This window comes from Rickettsia felis URRWXCal2 (genome assembly GCA_000012145.1).
In the GTDB taxonomy this organism is placed as follows: Bacteria; Pseudomonadota; Alphaproteobacteria; order Rickettsiales; family Rickettsiaceae; genus Rickettsia; species Rickettsia felis.
In genome coordinates this window covers 1,306,233-1,324,723 of the sequence record CP000053.1, presented here as the reverse complement: position 1 = coordinate 1,324,723, position 18,491 = coordinate 1,306,233, and the positions used below count along the sequence as shown (strand labels likewise).

Here is an 18,491-nt window from a genome sequence, read left to right as displayed (position 1 = left end):
TCACCTTTGTCATCCCGTGGCTTGACCACGGGATCCAGTTAAAAATACTAAAATTATTAGTATTTTTTATCGTTTTTATGGACCCCGTGGACAAGCCGCGGGGTGACACATTGGGTTTTATCGGTCCACGCAACAACGCCTTCTCGCAATGACGATTTGGGTATCCACGCATGCAACACCGTCTCGCAATGACAATGGTTTTAGTAGCTATTCACCTCAGTCCGTATTTAACTCATTATATAGGTAATTAATCCAATTATCCGGAGGACCTTGGTGTTGTTCAAGTATTTTGTTATAAATATCCATTTCCTCTTGTCTGCTTGATAAAATACGGACAATTCCTATTAAAGCGGCAATACTTAATTCAGAAGCTATCGATTCATTATCCTTATTAATTAAGAACATTCTTGCAGAAAGTATTAGCTGTGATAATTTTCGTATTTCCGGCTCGCTTAAACCTAAAATTTTATCTAAATCTTCTATTTTAACGTCAGACGGTAGAATAATTTTAGTATTAATTAAATCAAGCCAAGGTTTTATAGTATATTTTGGATATGACTTAAGATAAATAAAATTGAAATTACTGACGAAAATACCGTTATTTTGAGATAAATTATTATAGATTAAATTTATATTATCATAATAAACTTCAGGTCTGTAAAGTTTATCAAAATTATCGGCAGCAAATATTTTAGGTTTTGTGCCAACTAGGCTTAAATGATAAGTAAAAGCATAAATTACTCCTGCACAAATAGCTTGATGTTTCTTTAAATTATTATTAAATTGTTCTAAAAATTTCCTCTCCGTTGGATAAAATTGTTTAGAAAACGGCTCATCAGAGAGTTTATATAAATTGAATCCTATAACTTTCCCTTCTTCAATGTTAAGAGGTGGTCTGTCAAATAATCCGAAATATAATTGTCCTTCGGTAAAAACTTTAAGTTTATCAAGTATTTGTATTCCTCCTTCCTCTTTAAAATCTTCTAATTTTAAAATATCGGAAAAAATACGTTTTTCTTTTTCAATTGATAAAATTTTATTTTTTAATTTCTCTAGAAAGGATATCTCTATTTCACTAAGAGGTGAAATATAATGACCGCTGATTAATTTTAAAAATTCTAAAATGAAAGCTTGTGATTTTTCTGTATCATCTACTAAAAATGGATTGATAATTTGTTTGTCCGGTTCTAGCCATTTGCCTTCTATTGACTCGATAAAAATTTTAGAATCATTATTATTAGAGATATAAATTATTGTTGGATCGTATTTAGTTGATTCTGATATTAGAAAGTTCAATAATACGGTTTTGCCGGTTTTTTCCGTACCAAAGATGCAAGTATTACCTTTATTCGTTTTATCATGAAAATTCATGAAATATGGAGTACCTTTCTCGGTTCGCAGTAAAGTTATAGCCTTACCCCAAGGATTATATTGATTACCGAGTGTAGTATTATGAAGAGCGGTAAGAGAAGCAATATATTCTACGGATAATGGTGACATTCTGCGGATAAAGGCAAAGTTAGCAGGTAATTGCGACCAAAATATTTGTTCAATATTAAGATCTTCTTTTACATGAATAATACCAAGTTTAAAAAGTTCGGTTGATGCTTTAGCTACGGCTGCATCTAGTTTATTTTCATCTTCTTCTATAACGGCAATTGAAATTTGCTGATTACAAAATTGAAAATCTAAATTAGCTGCATCAAGCTTATTAATCCCTTTATGATTAAGTAAAGTTGAGTCGTTAGTAATTTTTAGAATATGATCTTGACCACGCAATTTGGATATTACTTGTTTTTTGCTAACAAAGTAAAATATTTCAGTTATTATTAATTCAATCGGTAACTGTAAAAATTTATCCAGTGTATTAGAAGGAGTTTCTTGATATTCTTTTATAGATAGTAAAGAAGCGAATTTGTTATTTTTCTCATGATCCGTAACTACCATTTTATCGCCGCTAATTGTATAAATACTTCTACCTAGTGCATCGGATAAATCTATTATAGGTACCAAACAATCATTATTATTAAGGTTAGCTATTCGATTATATAAAAATAAAGGATTAGAAAAAATATTATCATTTTCAAATATTATACCAAGTTTTTCAGCACCGAATTCGTTTAAATCGTTTAAAATATTATTAGTGATATTTTCTAGTTTTTGAAAAGCTGAATCTAAGTAGTTATTTTCAAAATCAGTAATTAATTTATTAGATAAAGAATTTATTAAAGAGTTAAAATTTTTGATGTCAACTTTAGCAGAATCATGTACTATAGATATATATAAAGTATTAACGAATTTATCATTCCAATGGTTTTTTCTTTGCCATAGTGCATGAATATTTGCCGGTAATAATTTTTTGTAAGGAGTGGAATCATCTAAATTTTGTTTTTCTCGTATTGTATGTAGCCAAAAAGCAAAATCATAATCGGTTATATTCTTTTTTATAGAAACTCTAACCATTTCACGTAAATTTTGTATGTTATCGCTTATTTTCTCTGAGTTAATGCCGTGTATTTTTATAATTTGTAGTAATTTACCGTCTTTGGTAAGTAAAGTATTTTGATTATAATGACATGCTATAGGTATAAAATTAGGAGCATTATAATTATATATATCTTTGTCAAATTTTCGTAAATCACTAAACACAAATAACCTGAATTTAAATTATCGTTTTGTATACTGTGTCACACCGTGGCTTGACCACGGTATCCAGCAAAAAACTTACAATACTAATTTTTAGTATTATAAACTGGACTCCGTGGTCAAGCCACGGGGTGACTAACGGAAAAATCAACTCATGCAACCGCATCTTCTACACTACATAGCCAATTTTTCAAATTAAACGAGTATATCACAAAACTTTACCTTATTATTTATATTTAATAAACAATTATTCACTATATGTAGTGATTTTTTGTAACCCTCCCATGTAATTTATCAAGACATCAGGTATAGTTATTGATCCATCTTCATTCTGATAATTTTCAAGTATTGCAACCATAGTTCTTCCGATAGGTAATCCTGAAGCATTTAAAGTATGAACTAAGGTAGTTTCGTTACTGCCGAATTCCTTATATCTTGCTTTCATTCTACGTGCTTGAAAATCTCCACAATTAGAACAGCTAGCAATTTCGCGATATTGCTTTTGTCCCGGAAGCCATACTTCTATATCATAGGTTTTTTTTGCCGCAAATCCCATATCTCCGGTGCAAAGTAACATAACACGATAAGGAAGATTCAGTTTTTGTAAAATAGTCTCTGAAGCATTAGTTATATATTCATGCTCATTTTTTGATTCTTCAGTGGTAGTAATAGATACTAGCTCAACTTTACCGAATTGATGTAATCTAATCATACCTCTTGTATCTCTACCGCTACTACCTGCTTCTGATCTAAAGCACGGGGTGTAAGCAACATAACGCATCGGTAATTTTTCTCTTGGTATAATAGTATCGGCAACTATATTTACTAAAGATACTTCTGCGGTTGGAATTAGTCTATAACCATTTGTTGTTGCGAAAGACTCTTCGGCAAATTTAGGTAGTTGTCCTGCATTATACATAGCATTATCTCGAACTAGTACCGGAGGTGATATCTCAAAGAAGTCAAACTCTTTAGTATGGACATCAATCATAAAGTTAATTAAAGCACGTTCTAGCTTTGCTAAATCACCTTTTAACGTTACAAATCTAGCTCCAGAAATTTTAGCAGTTTGTTCAAAATCCATTAAATTTAATTTTGTACCTAGTTCAAAATGCTGTTTATTCAAAGCATTTGGATTTGTCTCTCCGTAAGTACGAACTAATTTATTCATACTTTCATCCATTCCGTAAGGTACTTCTTCGTCCGGAATATTAGGAAGCATATTTAATAGTTCATTTAATTCGTTATTATTATTTAGATCCTGTTCAAGTTCTTCCAACTTCTCATTTATATGTTTGACATCTCTTTGTAGCCCTTCAAACTCTTCGCCGCTTTTAGAGGCCATATTACCTAAAATCTTTGATTTTACCTTGCGTGCATGCTGAAATTCTTGAATTAAACACGTAATTTTTCTTTTCTCTCCGTCGAGCATAGCAATTTTACTAGACATAGGTTCAATAAATCTTTGGCTAAGCTTTTCATCGAATAATTCTTGATTTTCTCTAATCCATTTGATATTTAACATTTAGTGTCCTCGGTTTTTCTATAAAATTACATATCATTATTGAAGTTTCATATAATAAAAGTAGCGGTATTGCAAGAGCAAACTGGCTTAAAATGTCAGGAGGCGTTAATATTCCTGCAATAATAAAGTTAATTACCACGGCAATGCGTCTTTTTTGCTTAAGTGTTTGTACCTTAACTATTTTTAGTATATTTAATATTATTATCACAACCGGTAGTTGAAAAGCAACTCCAAAAGCAATAATTAAATGAATAACTAAATTTAGATACTCGCTAATTCTTGCTTCCAAAACTATCGGTACTATCATATCACGCTTTTCAAAACTAAGAAAAAAATTCCAAGCTTTCGGCATTACAAAGTAAAAAACAAAAATACTACCGCACCAAAATAAAATAGGCGACATAAAAAGAATAAAAGCGATAATTTTTCTTTCATGGCGGTGTAACCCTGGGCTGATAAATAAATAACACTCCAAAGCAATTATAGGTATAATAATAGTAAAAGCAGTAAAAGCTGCAAGTTTAATATAGGTAAAAAATGCTTCTGTAAGCCCTGTATAAATTATATTTCGTACCGTATCACCGCTTAGCTTAGCAAGCGGTTTTAATAAAAAACTATAAATATTGTCGCTAAAATAATAGCAAATAGCAAATATAATTATAAAAGCAGTAAATATTCTAAGAAGTCTTATTTTTAATTCTAATAAATGTTCTTGAAAACTATATAATTTCATAAAAATTTTGACTCTTCATTTCGCAGAAGTATATATATCAATATTATAAACCTTTTTTAATAATTGTCATATCTTTTTAGAAATATTCACAAAGTCTAGTTTCTTTCTATATATTTTATAAAATATCGGTATAAATAACATGCTAAACAGAGTGTTACCTAAAAAGAATACAGGCCAAGTAAGATATTTTGCACAAATACCGCCAAGGCTAGCTAGAATAATACGGCTAAGAGAGCTAAAAGATGCAATAATAGAATATTGCGTGGCAACAAATTCACTATTGCAAAGGCTAGCAAAATAGATAGAGATAATAGTTCCTGCAAAGCCTGCACAAAAGTTTTGTACTGTAACTGTTATTATAAATATCCTTATATCATAGCCGATGGTAGCAAGAATCATAAACATAAGAGGCGACAATAATTGAATAACTCCACCAATTAAGACGCTATGAAATATACCCATTTTTGCAGCTAAAACTCCGCCTAAAGCTCCTCCGACTATCATGATTAGTAACCCGTAAGCTTTGTAAATAACGGCAATTTCATGAGTAGTAAAACTTAAATCTAGAAATAAAGGCGAACTCATAGCCATAGGTATAGAATCCGCAGCTTTGTACAAGAATACAAATAACATAATTAGCAGTAAATATTGCTGTTCATTTTTTAAAGATATAATACTTTTTTTAATAACTTCAAAATATTGTTGTAATCCTATTAAATTAGTAGTCGTATGACGTTTTTCTTTAGGTTTTGGTTCTTTGATACATAAGATTACTATAGGACCAACTACAGTAATGAATAAAGCAAATTTATATACTGTATTCCAGCCGAAAATAATTGATAAATATAAAGCACCGACGCTGCCAAGTAACATACCTAAACGAAACCCTATGCTACTAAAGGTAAAAGCCATTGAAAGCTCTTCTTTAGATGTAGGTCTCTCAATTCTATATGCGTCAAGTACAATATCTTGCGTAGAACTGCAGAATGAAATAATAAATAAGATAATTGCAGTAATATATAAATTATTACAAGGGCTTACGTTTAAGAACCCCGTCATCGCTAGGATTAAAAATATTTGTGATACCAATGCCCAGCCACGCCTGTGACCGAATTTAGAACATAAAAAAGGTATAGAGTATTTATCTATAAAAGGTGACCATATGACCTTTAAGCAATACGGAAAAGCAGCTAGTGATATCGAGCCTATTATATCAGTGGTGTATTTTGCTTCGGATAATTGATATGGAACTGTGAAAAAAATTAAATTAAACGTAAGACCGGAAATTAAGCCTAAAAGTAAAATACCGATTAAATATAATTTTTTGTACACAGAATATAACTATTTATAGTTCATTTTTAAGGAGTAAGGTGCTACTTTGGAAAATATTTTACCGACTACCGGTATTTTAGTTACAATAGTGCTGATTAAGAAAAAGGAAGGAATAACATTTCCTTTAACCGTAATTAATTGCTGTTTGGTATCAATATTACCTTTCATAGTAAAATCAAAGAACGGTCCATGTGCTTCCGTATCGAAAATTGTAATTATATTTCCTCTATAATTAAATTTACCGGTCATATCTTCAAATAAAATATTTTTATTATTAGTTATTGAACTAAGAAAACCCGGCAACGAAACAAAGGAAACAAGCCGTGTTAAAAAAGGAGTATCGACTACTGTAAAATGTTTTATAGAAAATTTGCCGTCTAATATCGGCACTATTTCCCCTTTTTTTACTTCATATCTTCTTGTATTTAAGTTGATGTTAATCTGACCGTTTTGCATAGTGGTATACATTCCAAGTCCCTTAAGTAATGCTCCGGCATTATCGGATTCAATTAGCCATTGTTCAAAAGTGTCTTTAGCGGTAAGCGACATCTTAACTTTTTTATTATCGATATTAGCATTTAGAAAACCGGAAAAACACCGTACTTTATCACATTTAATTGCTAAATCAAGATTACCTAGAATTATATTATTTTTTAAAAATATTTTTGATATATTAGTTTTTAAATTAATATTACGTGTAGAATCTCCCTCTTTTTCTAAAAACTGCATCATATTAGCATTTGATAAATCTAATCCGCTTCCATAAAGTTCCGTATTAAGATTATGGTTATCTATGATTATTTTTCCTTTTAAATCCGTATGATTATGTTTAACAGAGGCTAGATTAATATTATAAATATTTTTCTTAATTAGGGCATTACCGTTAATTTTTAGATTATCCTGCCCCGATAGGTTAAATTCAAGATTTCTATCGAAATTTTTATCATTTAATTTAGTATATAAATATAAATTAGCTTTTTTATATAATTTTTTATGAATAGATACTTTATCTATATAGAATTCTAAATTATCAAGATTAGAATTAACGGTAATAAAACTCTCATTATTATGCTGTTTTTTATACTCAAAATTTAAAATGCTGCTGCCTGAAATTAATTTAAATACTCCAAATCTTTGATTATTTGCCGTAATATTACTTTTTATTTTAAGTAAACACTCATTATTTTTATCTGATATATCGTGATCATAAGTAAAGCTGCTTGCATAATTATTAATTTTACCCTTACCGTTAATATTTAGTTTGTTGTCTTTAAAGCTACCTTTGGCTTCACCGTTTTGTAATAGGATATTATTGTCTAAGGTGTTAAAAGAGATATTTGTTAATGTCGACAAAACATTATAGCTATTAGGGATATTTGGGCTAATAGGAATTATTAGCTCTATTATTGAATTTGCCGTTCCTTTGATTTTTTTAAGATCAATATTTTGAGCTTTAATATTTTGATAGGCATCATTTGGAACAAAGGCAATTAAGTCGTTAATTTCACCTTTAGCAGTAGCATTAAAAATAAATTGTGATTTATCCGGTCCTTCCCATTTGAAAGTCATAATGCCGTCTGAAACAACACTTTTACCGCTATATGCTTCATTAATTAGAAATTTTATTTCCGGTCCTGAAATGATTATATTAGTATCAACTTTAGTCAAAGGCGGTAAATCTGTATGATATTTATATTCAAAATTCGAGATATGTAAATTTGCTTTTAAATTATCTTCTACTAAAATATTTTTTTTTAAAAATTTTTTATCTAATTTAATATTTAATTCTCCGTTTTGGATGTAACCTTGTTTTATATGTTCTCGTAAATATGAGATTATAGGGTTATCCGGAATAATTTTTTCGACTGTTTGATAAATTATTAAAGGCATATTTGCGGCAGCTGCACTTGCATCGATATTTTTATCGGTTATTATACCGCTTAGTGATAAAAAAGCTTTGTCTCCAAAGGTAAGTTTGCAATTAACGGTCTTTGGATGATCTTTAGAATAGGCGGTTTTATATGAGCATAAAGCATTTCCTAGAGGTAAGTCTGTTCCTTGCTCATCAGTTAAGATATCACTTTTTATTGAAGTTAGTCGTATGTCGGTTAGGAAATCTTTTTTAATTATATTTAACGAATAATCACCGGTTGTTGAAGTATTTATAATCTCTTCATCGTTATTTGAAATTACGGAAATTTTATCGATATTAAAATTAGCCTCTATTAACGAATTAGAGAAGAAATTTTTGAAATTAAAGAAAAGATTAAAATCGCTAATTTCTCCTCTAGCATTATCTATAAGACTTAAGGAAATTTTATCTATGGATAATCTGTTTTCTTTAAATTCTAAATTATGTAGTATAGCCTTTATATCATTTTTACTTAAATAAAATTCAATTATTTTTTTCAAAGGTTCATTTAAGTGTCCTTTATTTGCACTATAAACAGTTAGAGTTATAGCCAAAGATAATGAAATTAGAATTATAAAAATACTAATAAAGGTTTTTTTAATAAAATTCATTTGAGCTTGTAAATCTATTGAAATATGATAAAAGCTTTATATACTCGGATAGAACTTCAAAAATTGTCTAAGTCATCCTACAAGTACTGCGGTACTGAACGTTTAAGTAACGGCTTTCGCTCCTCGTATTCGGAATTCCTTGCTCTTTTTGAAGTTGCTCTTCGTCTATACTACTCTTCATTTATTTGAGGTATACACTTGGAATATAACGTATAATTTAAAAATTTAATATAAAAATCACAAAAAATTATGAATATTACATTTATCGGTAGCGGATATGTGGGATTAGTCTCAGGTATTATTATGGGCTATTTAGGTCATAATGTTACTTGTCTTGATAATGATGAGGTTAAAATATCCAAATTAAATAAGCAAATATTACCGATTTATGAAGCTAAACTTGATGAATATCTTAAGCAAGCTTTAGAAGCTAATAGGTTAAAATTTACAAATATTTATAATAATGAACTTCAAAATGCCGAGGCAATATTTATTACGGTCGGTACGCCTTCAAAAGAGTCGGGAGAAGCAGATTTAAAATATGTCTATGATGCTATTGATAAAGTTTCCGAGCATATAAATAAAGATTGTTTAATAGTCATAAAATCTACTGTTCCGCCTGATAGTTGCAGTAATATTATAGCTTATTTAAAATCAAAAGGCTTTTCATTTAATGTTGCTTCTAATCCTGAGTTTTTAAGAGAGGGCAGTGCGGTAGAAGATTTTTTATATCCTGATCGTATAGTTGTCGGTGTAAATAATAAAGAATCAGAGGAAATATTACGAAAAATTTATGCACCTTTAATAGAACAAGGTGCAAAGTTCGTGGTTACCGATTTAGTGACGAGCGAGCTTATTAAATATGCTTCCAATAGCTTTTTAGCTACCAAAATTGCTTTTATTAATGAGATGGCTGATTTATGTGAAAAAATCGGCGGTAATATTGAAGATTTATCTAAAGGTGTAGGACTTGATCAAAGAATCGGTCAAAATTTTTTAAATGCAGGACCGGGTTTTGGTGGTTCATGTTTTCCAAAAGATATTCTAGCATTAAATAATCTTGTAGAAAATCATCATATCGATTGTAAGATTCTTAAGGCAGTAATTAAAAGTAATAAGCAGCGTCCAAGTAATATGGTAGATAAGATAGCTACTTTGTTAGACGGAGATTTAAAAGGTAAAAATATAGCAGTTTTAGGCTTAACATACAAAGCAGGAACAGATGATGTTAGGGCAAGTCCTGCCATCGAAATTGTAAAGATCTTATTAAATAAAGATGTATATGTTAAAGCATTTGATCCTATCGGTCTTGAAAATGCTAAAAAGAATTTAGAACATAAAAATTTGCTATATTTAGATTCGGTAGCTGAAGCCTGTAAATCAGTAGATATTATAGTTATTGCAACTGAATGGTTAGAATTCAAAGAACTTAATTGGCAAGGAATTTATGATTTAGTAAAATTCCCGATAGTCATTGATCTTAGAAATATAATAGATAATGAAGCAATGAAAAAAATCGGTTTTAGATATTATGCAGTCGGAAGTAAGCTCGATGTCATTCCTGCGAAAGCAGGAATCCACTATAAAGCGAGATAAATCGAGCTTTTAGTTTTAAAAACTTGTTATATTTATACTTTTTTTGGATTCCTGCTTTCGCAGGAATGACATAAAACGATCCATGCAACAACGCCTACGTTCGCTCGCAATGACGATTTATACACTTATAAAATTAATAAAAAATGCGACCTGAATTTATTCATTTAAGAACTCAAAGCTCTTATTCTTTTTTAGAAAGTGCATTAACGATCGAGAAAGTAGTAGAGCTTGCTTCATCAAATAAAATGCCTGCTATTTGTTTGGCAGATAAGGGAAATTTATTCGGCTCGTTAGAATTTGCATTATATGCAGTAAAAAAAGGACTGCAGCCGATACACGGAGTTATTCTAAATATAAAATACGATATAGATATTTTTGCTCAAATTTTACTTATAGCTAAAGATGAAACCGGCTATAAAAATTTACTCAAACTATCAAGCCTTACTTTTACTAAAAATGATCGTAAGCTATGCGATCACATTGATTTTGAAGATTTAATTGAATATCAAGAGGGATTAATAGCGTTATGCTGTTATACCGACGGTATTGTCGGAAAATGCTTGCTAGCTCGGAGCGAAGAGCAAGCGATGCTATTTGCACGTAAATTACAGGACATTTTAGGAGATCGTTTTTATTTTGAGATTATGAGACACGATCTACCGGAAGAACAGTTTATTGAAGATAGTTATATTAGAATTGCTGCCGAGCTTGCTATTCCGCTTGTTGCTACTAATAAAGTTTTGTTTAGCGAAAAAACCATGCATGATGCACATGATGTATTATTATGTATATCAGCCGGTGTTACTAAAGAATATCCTGATCGTAAAACAGTTAGTGAAAATTGTTATTTTAGATCACCGCATGAGATGATAGAGCTTTTTTCTGATTTACCTAGTGCCATACAAAATACCGTGAATTTAAGAGAGCGTTGTTATTTTGCTGCACATGCAAACCCGCCGATGCTGCCTAATTTTGCCACCAAAGATATTAGTGAAACGGATTTAATTAGAAAAGATGCTAAAGAAGGGTTGCTTGCAAGGCTTGCTACAAAGTTTAAATCTGAAAATATTCCGCTGCAGAATCAAGAAGAATTGAAAACCGAATATTTTGCTCGTCTTAATTATGAGCTGGATATTATCTGTAATATGAATTTTGCCGGTTATTTTTTAATTGTGTCCGATTTTATTAAATGGAGTAAAAAAGAGGGGATTTTAGTTGGACCGGGTAGAGGTTCGGGAGCAGGCTCGGTTGTTGCTTGGAGCTTGCTTATTACTGATCTCGATCCGATTAAATTCGGCTTATTATTTGAAAGATTTTTAAATCCTGAACGTATTTCAATGCCTGATTTTGATATTGATTTTTGTCAAGAAAGGCGTGAAGAAGTAATCAATTACGTACGCTCTAAATACGGTAATAATAGAGTAGGACAGATTATAACTTTCGGTAAAATGCAGGCAAAGGCCGTAATTAAGGATGTTGCTCGCGTACTTAGCTTACCTTATAAATTTGCTGATTATCTAACGGAGCTTGTACCTTTTAGTGCGGTTAATCCCGTTAGCCTAGAACAGGCGATGCGTGAAGTTCCGGAGCTTGCAAATGCTGCTAAAGGTAATGGGCTGTATAATTTGGAGGGTGAAGCGGAGTTAATTAAGCTAGTACTTGATACTTCGTTAATTCTTGAGGGATTGCATAGGCATTCCTCAACTCATGCTGCAGGAATCGTAATAGCAGGTACTGATTTAGTCGATATAGTACCGGTATATAAAGATGCTAATTCCGATATGCTGGTAGTCGGTTATTCTATGAAATATTCCGAAATTGCCGGTTTAATTAAATTTGATTTTTTAGGGCTTCAAACCCTAACAGTTATTACCGATTGTAAGAAACTGCTTAAAGAGCAAGGGATAGAAGTAGATTTTAACAATATGACCTTTGATGATAATAAGACTTATCAAATGTTGTGTAAAGGTAAAGGAGTCGGCGTTTTCCAATTTGAAAGTATCGGGATGAAAGATGCACTTAGACGCCTTAAACCTGATTCTATACACGATTTGATAGCTCTTGGGGCTTTATATCGTCCGGGTCCTATGGAAAATATTCCTACCTATATAGCTTGTAAGCATAAATTACAACAGCCTGATTATTTACATGAGCTATTAAAGCCAATCTTAGAAGAAACTTATGGAGTGGTGATATATCAGGAGCAGGTACAAAGAATTGCTCAGATTCTTGCAGGTTATACGCTAGGAGCTGCTGATTTGCTTCGTAGAGCAATGGGTAAGAAGATAAAGAAAGAAATGGAGGAGCAGGAAGAAATCTTCGTTAAAGGAGCAATTGCTAATAATATTTCGGAATCTCAAGCTAAATCCATTTTTGCAACCGTGGCTAAATTTGCGGGTTACGGTTTTAATAAGGCACATGCTGCGGCTTACGGCGTTATTTCATACCAAACCGCATATCTTAAAGCTAATTATCCGGCAGAGTTTTTAGTAGCATGCTTAAATCTTGAATTAAATAATCATGATAAAATTAATTTATTTTTACAAGAAGCAAAAGATAGCGGTATAAAAATTATTGCTCCTAATATTAATATTTCTGAAGGGTATTTTAGTGTAAAGTCTGTCATACCGCAAGCTGCGACTTGTCATCCCCAAGGCCCTCTATGTCATCCCCGCGTAGGCGGGTATCCAGAAAAGGTAAAAACTGTTCTGAATCATGAAAGTATGAAAATGGATTCCCGCTTTTGCGGGAATGACATAAAGGGTAGCAGAAATGACATAGAGGATACCGGATATGACAAAGAAAAAAGCACAATAATCTTCGCCTTAGGGGCTATTAAGGGAGTTACGCCGAATTTCGGTAAGTTAGTGACGGACGAGCGAAAAGCAAGAGGAGCGTTTAAATCAATTACCGATTTTATTGAACGATTACCTCTAAAATCTATTAATAGTAAATTACTAGAAAATTTAATTAAATCGGGCTGTTTTGATGAACTGCATGATAATCGATTGCAGTTATTTTCAAGTATTTCAAAATTGCTTGCTTATTCGGCTTCATACCATGCAGAACAGGAATCGAATCAATTTAGCTTAATTAAAGTTTCTAGTTTAAGCCCTAATATATTAATAGCAAGTGATTATGCCGATAACAATACTTTAGCTTTTTATGAGTTTGAATCTATGGGTTTATTTATCTCTAATCATCCTCTTACGCAGTACCAAGAAATATTTAGTCGTTTAAATATTTTAAATACGGCAGATTTACATAATAACTTACCTGACGGTACTAACCGAGTAAATCTTGCCGGTGTAATACAAAAAAAGGATTCTCGTATGTCGGCGAGAGGTAGGTTCGTGACGCTTGTGCTTTCTGATCCTGAGAATATCTTTGAACTTAGTATTTTTAGTGAGGAAGTTTTAAAAGATTATGTACATTTACTCGATGTTAAAAGTTTGGTAGTCGTTAATTGTGATATAGTTAAAGATGAAGGAGGAATAAAACTAACGGCAAAAAGCTTTTCATCAATTGAGGATGCAATTAATAATAAACAATTTGAGTTACAGCTTTACCCACAAAATCATGAAGAATTACGGCAGATAGTAACCTTGCTTGCAGCTCGCACTAATAACAGGGACCAGAGTAATGCTAAAGCTACAATCTATTTACAAAGCGAAGGTGTAAAGAATTTTGTAGCAAAAATTACATTACCTGAAAAGTTTTTTCTACAAGGGCAGGATTTTGAGATTTTAAAAGGATATAGTAAATAGTGGGGTTGTTGCTCGGCTTTCTATGTTATTCCTGCGAGGCATTGTTGTGTGGCTCTTGAAAAACGCTCGGTTGTCATACCGTGGCTTGACCACGGTATCCAGTAAAAAATTCTGATTTACAGATTTTTTTTATTATTTTACTGGATTGTCACGCAAGTACTACGACTGCTCGCAATGACGGGGTGGTATACATGCAACAATGCCTCGCAGGAATGACAACCTTGAGTTAACTTTTTATAGGCAGTACCTGAATTGACGGTAAAATGAATCTATAATTGAGTAATATTCTTTGATGTTTTTTTACCGCTAAATACGGCATTATTATTTTTATTATCGCTAAGTTCCATATATTTTGTTAGTCGATGTTTGTCTGCTATTAACTTTGCTTCTTTTTCTAAATTAATATTTTGTTCAAGATTTGGCTCTTTAATTAAATCTTTAAAGTAATTACTTATGGATTTTAATCCCAACTTTTCTGTTAATTTACTTAAATACTTATAAAATTTATGTTTGATAGTTTGTTTTTTAGGTTCTGAATTTTTATTGAATATATTATCAGTTTTAACTTCTTGTTTTTTATCGTCTACTACTTTCGTACTATCAGGTAGGTTTTTATTAGCTTCAGTTATTAGTTCATTTACTAAATTTTGTTTTTCTTCTTTAAGTACAGTGTCATTCAAAAAGCTTGATACAGGTGAATTTTTTGAGTGTATTGTATCCAAGTTAAGATTAGTAGTTTCTTGTTTTTCTGTGTTCGGGAGAGGTATATTAATATGCTCGTTTTTTGTTTCAATTATAGGTGAGTCTATTAATTTATTCTCTTCAAAAATATCTAGCGTTGCTTGCGTAAATTCATCTACTAATTTTTGAGCTTTGATAGGTGTTATTTCTTCATTAAATTTATTTTCACTGTAATCTTTAACTACTTGAGTGATTTCTTCAGATGCTTTTGCTTCCGGTATGGTCATTTTGTATTTTTGTGCCATATCTTTTATGACATCATCCAATTTCTTATGTTCTTCCGATAGCTCTAGCGGTTTAGGGTTAGTATTACTTTGTTTCATTTGCCGGAAAATATCTATAGAAGGGCGGTTTTCTATTTTTGCTTGTATTTGTGCTTTGATAAGTATATTTACATCTTTATCATTTAAGCATTTTTCTGATAGCTCGTTAATGATTTGTTCTTTGTTAGATTTATATAATCTATAATTTTCTAAAACTGTTTTTGAGGGAGCTATTTCGCGTTCTTCAAAACAAGTTTGGATATGGTTTATGATAGGCTTTAAAAGATCTTCGGTAATAGGTAAATCAGTGTCCTTATAGGGAAACACGGTAGATAAAAAATCTACTAGATCAATCTTGACATACTTTAAATTAGATTCTTCAGCAACTTTATTAAATAACTTTTCCTTCGTGCTTGGTGTATGCCCCTCATTATAAAAAAAAGCATCAAAATTATTAGTAGCTGAATTGGCAATATCATTTTGGAATTGATTTTGATGAGTTGTATTTGAGATACTTTGTTCTTTTGTTAAAGGTATATTTAAAGTATTTGCTAAATTTTTTTGTTCGCTTTCTAAGTTTGATATTATTTGAGATACTTGATTTTGTGTAATAAAATCATATATTTCACGAAATTCTGAATCCGGTACATTGTCTCTTAAAGCTTCTCTTATTGACCTGCTGCTACAATTCCCTAAAGTTTGTCCGGTAACTGTTCTTCTTGAATCAGCTTTTGGGTTAATAAGCTGCTCCGATTTGAACCTGTTAATCTCGTTATTATGAGCTTTTATTGCTTCTAGTTCATTTATAGATAATATAGAAAATATACTATCTTTTATTTCTTTATATATTAAATCTTTTACTTCTTTATCTGTTTGATTTTTGAGTTCATACTTAATGGAACTGAATTTTGCTTTACTTCTTGCTTCTATTGTTTCATTTATTTTAGATAATTGATCTTTTGGTGTTTGATTTAGCTTTGAATTATCTGCTCTTACTCCAGCACCGGCATTATATATAATACGATAATTTTTTCCGTTTTCTTTAGAATATTTTATAACATTTGCATGTAATCCTGTATTAGTAGGAGCATTAGAATATGATAAATATGCTTCTCCGGTTTTTTGCAGTTTATCGTATATTTCATCTGTAGTTGTTTCTAAAAATTTTTTTAACTGTTCTGCGGGTGGTAATTTATTTGAGCTAGTTAAATTACGTGCTGAAAAGGATTGCTTATAAATCTCATCTAAGCCATTCATAAAATGGTCTAATTTTTTATCTGTATTTTCGTCAGGATTTAAAGCCTTATAAGCTCCAAGTAAGGCTTTATAACCGCTAGCCGTTATAAAATGAGCTGAGCCTAAATTATAATCTTTTGTGGATTTATCATAGGTACGGGCATCGTCAAGCATTTCGCGGTACTGAGTTGCTTTCGCTTCATACTCATATTCCCGTATATTATTTAAGGCTTGAGTGATATTTTCATAATGCTCTCTCAGCTTATTTTGGTTATTCTCTTTTAGAGCAGTATTTATAAGCTCGTTTTCAGAGTTTTCCAAGTTGCCGAACTTTATATCACTATTTATATTCTCAGTCATACTTTCTAACTAATTAGTTGAATAAGCGGATGTGAAAATAATCCTATATTAAGGATAAATAAATATCAAGATAGTTCTTTCTAAGCCCTATAATTACTCTCTCAATATATCTATTTTATCTAGTTGCTCCCTGCAAAATTTTCGTCTTCTCGACCGAAATGATCGTAAGAAGCTGTTTTTTGATAACATGGAGTGCGAAGCTTAAGATGTTTAATAATTCTGCCTGGACGCATATCAAAATGCTGTGTTATGAGCTTAGTAATTTGTTCGTTGCTTAATTTGCTAGTACCGAAAGTTTCAGCATAAATAGATACGGGAGCAGCAACGCCTATTGCATAAGATATTTGTATTTCACAGCGATCAGCAAGTCCTGCTCCTACTATATTCTTAGCAATATAACGTGCCATGTAAGCAGCCGACCTATCTATTTTTGTTGGATCTTTTCCTGAAAAACAACCACCGCCGTGCCTTGCCATCCCTCCATAGCTGTCCACGATAATTTTCCTACCGGTTAAGCCGCAATCGGCAACAGGACCGCCTATAACAAATCTACCTGTTGGGTTAATTAGGTATTTAGTGTCTTTGTGAAGTAAATTGCTTGGTAATGCCGTTTAATAATTTCTTCCATTACTGCTTCAATAAGGTCTTTTTGTTGTATTTCCGGATGATGCTGAGTTGATAAAACTACTGCATCAATGGCAATCGGTTTGTTATTTTCATATCGTAACGTGACTTGTGACTTTGCATCAGGTCTAAGCCAAGACAGTATATTTTTTTACGTAAATATGCTTGCCTTTTCATTAATAAATGAGCGTAGTAAATCGGTGCGGGCATTAAACTATCCGTTTCATTACAGGCATAACCGAAAACCATACCTTGGTCTCCTGCACCTATTTCATCGTCATTTGAATTGTCAACACCCATAGCTATATCGGGCGATTGTTTAATTATAGACGAGATTACGGCACAACAGCTACCGTCAAATCCATAATTTGGATTATTATAGCCGGTTTCTTGTATCTTGCTTCGTACTATTTGCTCAATATCCACGTAGGTACTAGTAGTAATTTCGCCGCCGACTAAAACTAGACTGGTTGTTACAAATGTTTCACAGGCAACACGACCACTAGGGTCATGCTTTAGAATTTCATCAAGTACCGTATCTGAAATTTGATCGGCAATTTTGTCCGGATGCCCTTCAGAAACCGATTCGGATGTGAATATAAAATTTTTCATACATTATGCTCCTTTTAAAATAATTGATGCAAACAACCTCTTATATTTTTATAAATTCGTTTAAAGCTTTTTTAACTATACCGTTTAAAGTATAGCCGTGTTGCATCGCATATAAGCTTACTTCTTTATGTAGTTCAGGCTCAATTCTTACATTAAAACTACCTTTAAAAGGTTTATCGGGTATTTTACCTACTATATTACAATCTTCTAGATAACTATCTATAGCTTCTTGAAATGACTTTATTAAAGTTTTAGCGTCGGATGCTTCATAGCTTATCAAATCTCTTATAAATTCTACTTTACCGAAAAATAGTTCTTCAGAAGCATTAAAATGTACTGATCCTAAATAACCTTTATAGTTCATCAAATCATTTTTTATCATACTTTTTATAATTTTAGTTTACTTCATGATTTTGATGTCATTCCCGCGAAAGCGGGAATCCACTATAAAGCGAGATAAATCGAGCTTTTAAAAAGTTTTAAAGTAATGGATTCCCGCTTTCGCGGGAATGACATCGAGTTTTTTATTATTA

9 protein-coding genes and 3 pseudogenes are annotated in these 18,491 nt (G+C 31.5%); 2 read left to right on the top strand and 10 right to left on the bottom strand.

The genetic code is table 11. The annotated features are described in order from the left end of the window. Positions 1–216 precede the first annotated feature (216 nt). The 5 genes from RF_RS06610 to RF_RS06590 form a co-directional block, all read right to left on the bottom strand. A complete protein-coding gene (locus RF_RS06610; protein WP_011271550.1) occupies positions 217–2,649 on the bottom strand; it encodes a VirB4 family type IV secretion/conjugal transfer ATPase in 2,433 nt (810 codons plus the stop codon). A 244-nt stretch (positions 2,650–2,893) separates the two neighbouring features. Further along, positions 2,894–4,171 (bottom strand): serine--tRNA ligase, encoded by a 1,278-nt coding sequence (gene serS / locus RF_RS06605; RefSeq protein WP_011271549.1) that lies wholly within the window; start codon positions 4,169–4,171, stop codon positions 2,894–2,896. Beyond that, the gene (tatC, locus tag RF_RS06600) at positions 4,149–4,904 is read right to left on the bottom strand and encodes a twin-arginine translocase subunit TatC (protein WP_011271548.1); all 756 of its coding nucleotides are present in this window, start codon (positions 4,902–4,904) and stop codon (positions 4,149–4,151) included. Before tatC ends, serS begins: the two co-directional genes overlap by 23 nt. A 66-nt stretch (positions 4,905–4,970) precedes the next feature. Next, positions 4,971–6,236 carry an MFS transporter gene (locus RF_RS06595; RefSeq protein ID WP_011271547.1) on the bottom strand — a complete coding sequence of 422 codons (1,266 nt, stop codon included), beginning with the start codon at positions 6,234–6,236 and terminating at the stop codon, positions 4,971–4,973. Between the two features lie 9 nt (positions 6,237–6,245). Next, positions 6,246–8,759: a YhdP family protein gene (locus RF_RS06590; protein WP_011271546.1), complete on the bottom strand. Its 2,514-nt coding sequence runs from the start codon at positions 8,757–8,759 to the stop codon at positions 6,246–6,248. Between the two features lie 249 nt (positions 8,760–9,008). Between RF_RS06590 and RF_RS06585 the strand changes: the two genes are divergently transcribed. Then, positions 9,009–10,355, top strand: a complete 1,347-nt coding sequence (locus tag RF_RS06585) for a UDP-glucose dehydrogenase family protein (RefSeq protein WP_011271545.1) — start codon at positions 9,009–9,011, stop codon at positions 10,353–10,355. Between the two features lie 143 nt (positions 10,356–10,498). Further along, entirely contained in the window at positions 10,499–14,122 is a 3,624-nt protein-coding gene (gene dnaE / locus RF_RS06580) for a DNA polymerase III subunit alpha (RefSeq protein ID WP_011271544.1), read from the top strand. Positions 14,123–14,391: 269 nt separating this feature from the next. On the opposite strand, the gene RF_RS09375 is transcribed toward dnaE, so the two are convergent. The 5 genes and pseudogenes from RF_RS09375 to RF_RS06545 form a co-directional block, all read right to left on the bottom strand. Further along, the gene (locus RF_RS09375) at positions 14,392–14,592 is read right to left on the bottom strand and encodes a hypothetical protein (protein WP_039595571.1); all 201 of its coding nucleotides are present in this window, start codon (positions 14,590–14,592) and stop codon (positions 14,392–14,394) included. Positions 14,593–16,118: 1,526 nt separating this feature from the next. Then, positions 16,119–16,383, bottom strand: a pseudogene (locus tag RF_RS11680) (hypothetical protein). Positions 16,384–16,458: 75 nt separating this feature from the next. Further along, a pseudogene (locus RF_RS11675) lies at positions 16,459–16,722 on the bottom strand (hypothetical protein); the annotation flags it as partial. 93 nt (positions 16,723–16,815) lie between these two features. Further along, positions 16,816–17,958: pseudogene (metK, locus tag RF_RS09365) on the bottom strand (methionine adenosyltransferase). A 40-nt stretch (positions 17,959–17,998) separates the two neighbouring features. Next, positions 17,999–18,340: a type II toxin-antitoxin system HicB family antitoxin gene (locus RF_RS06545; RefSeq protein ID WP_011271540.1), complete on the bottom strand. Its 342-nt coding sequence runs from the start codon at positions 18,338–18,340 to the stop codon at positions 17,999–18,001. Positions 18,341–18,491 lie beyond the last annotated feature (151 nt).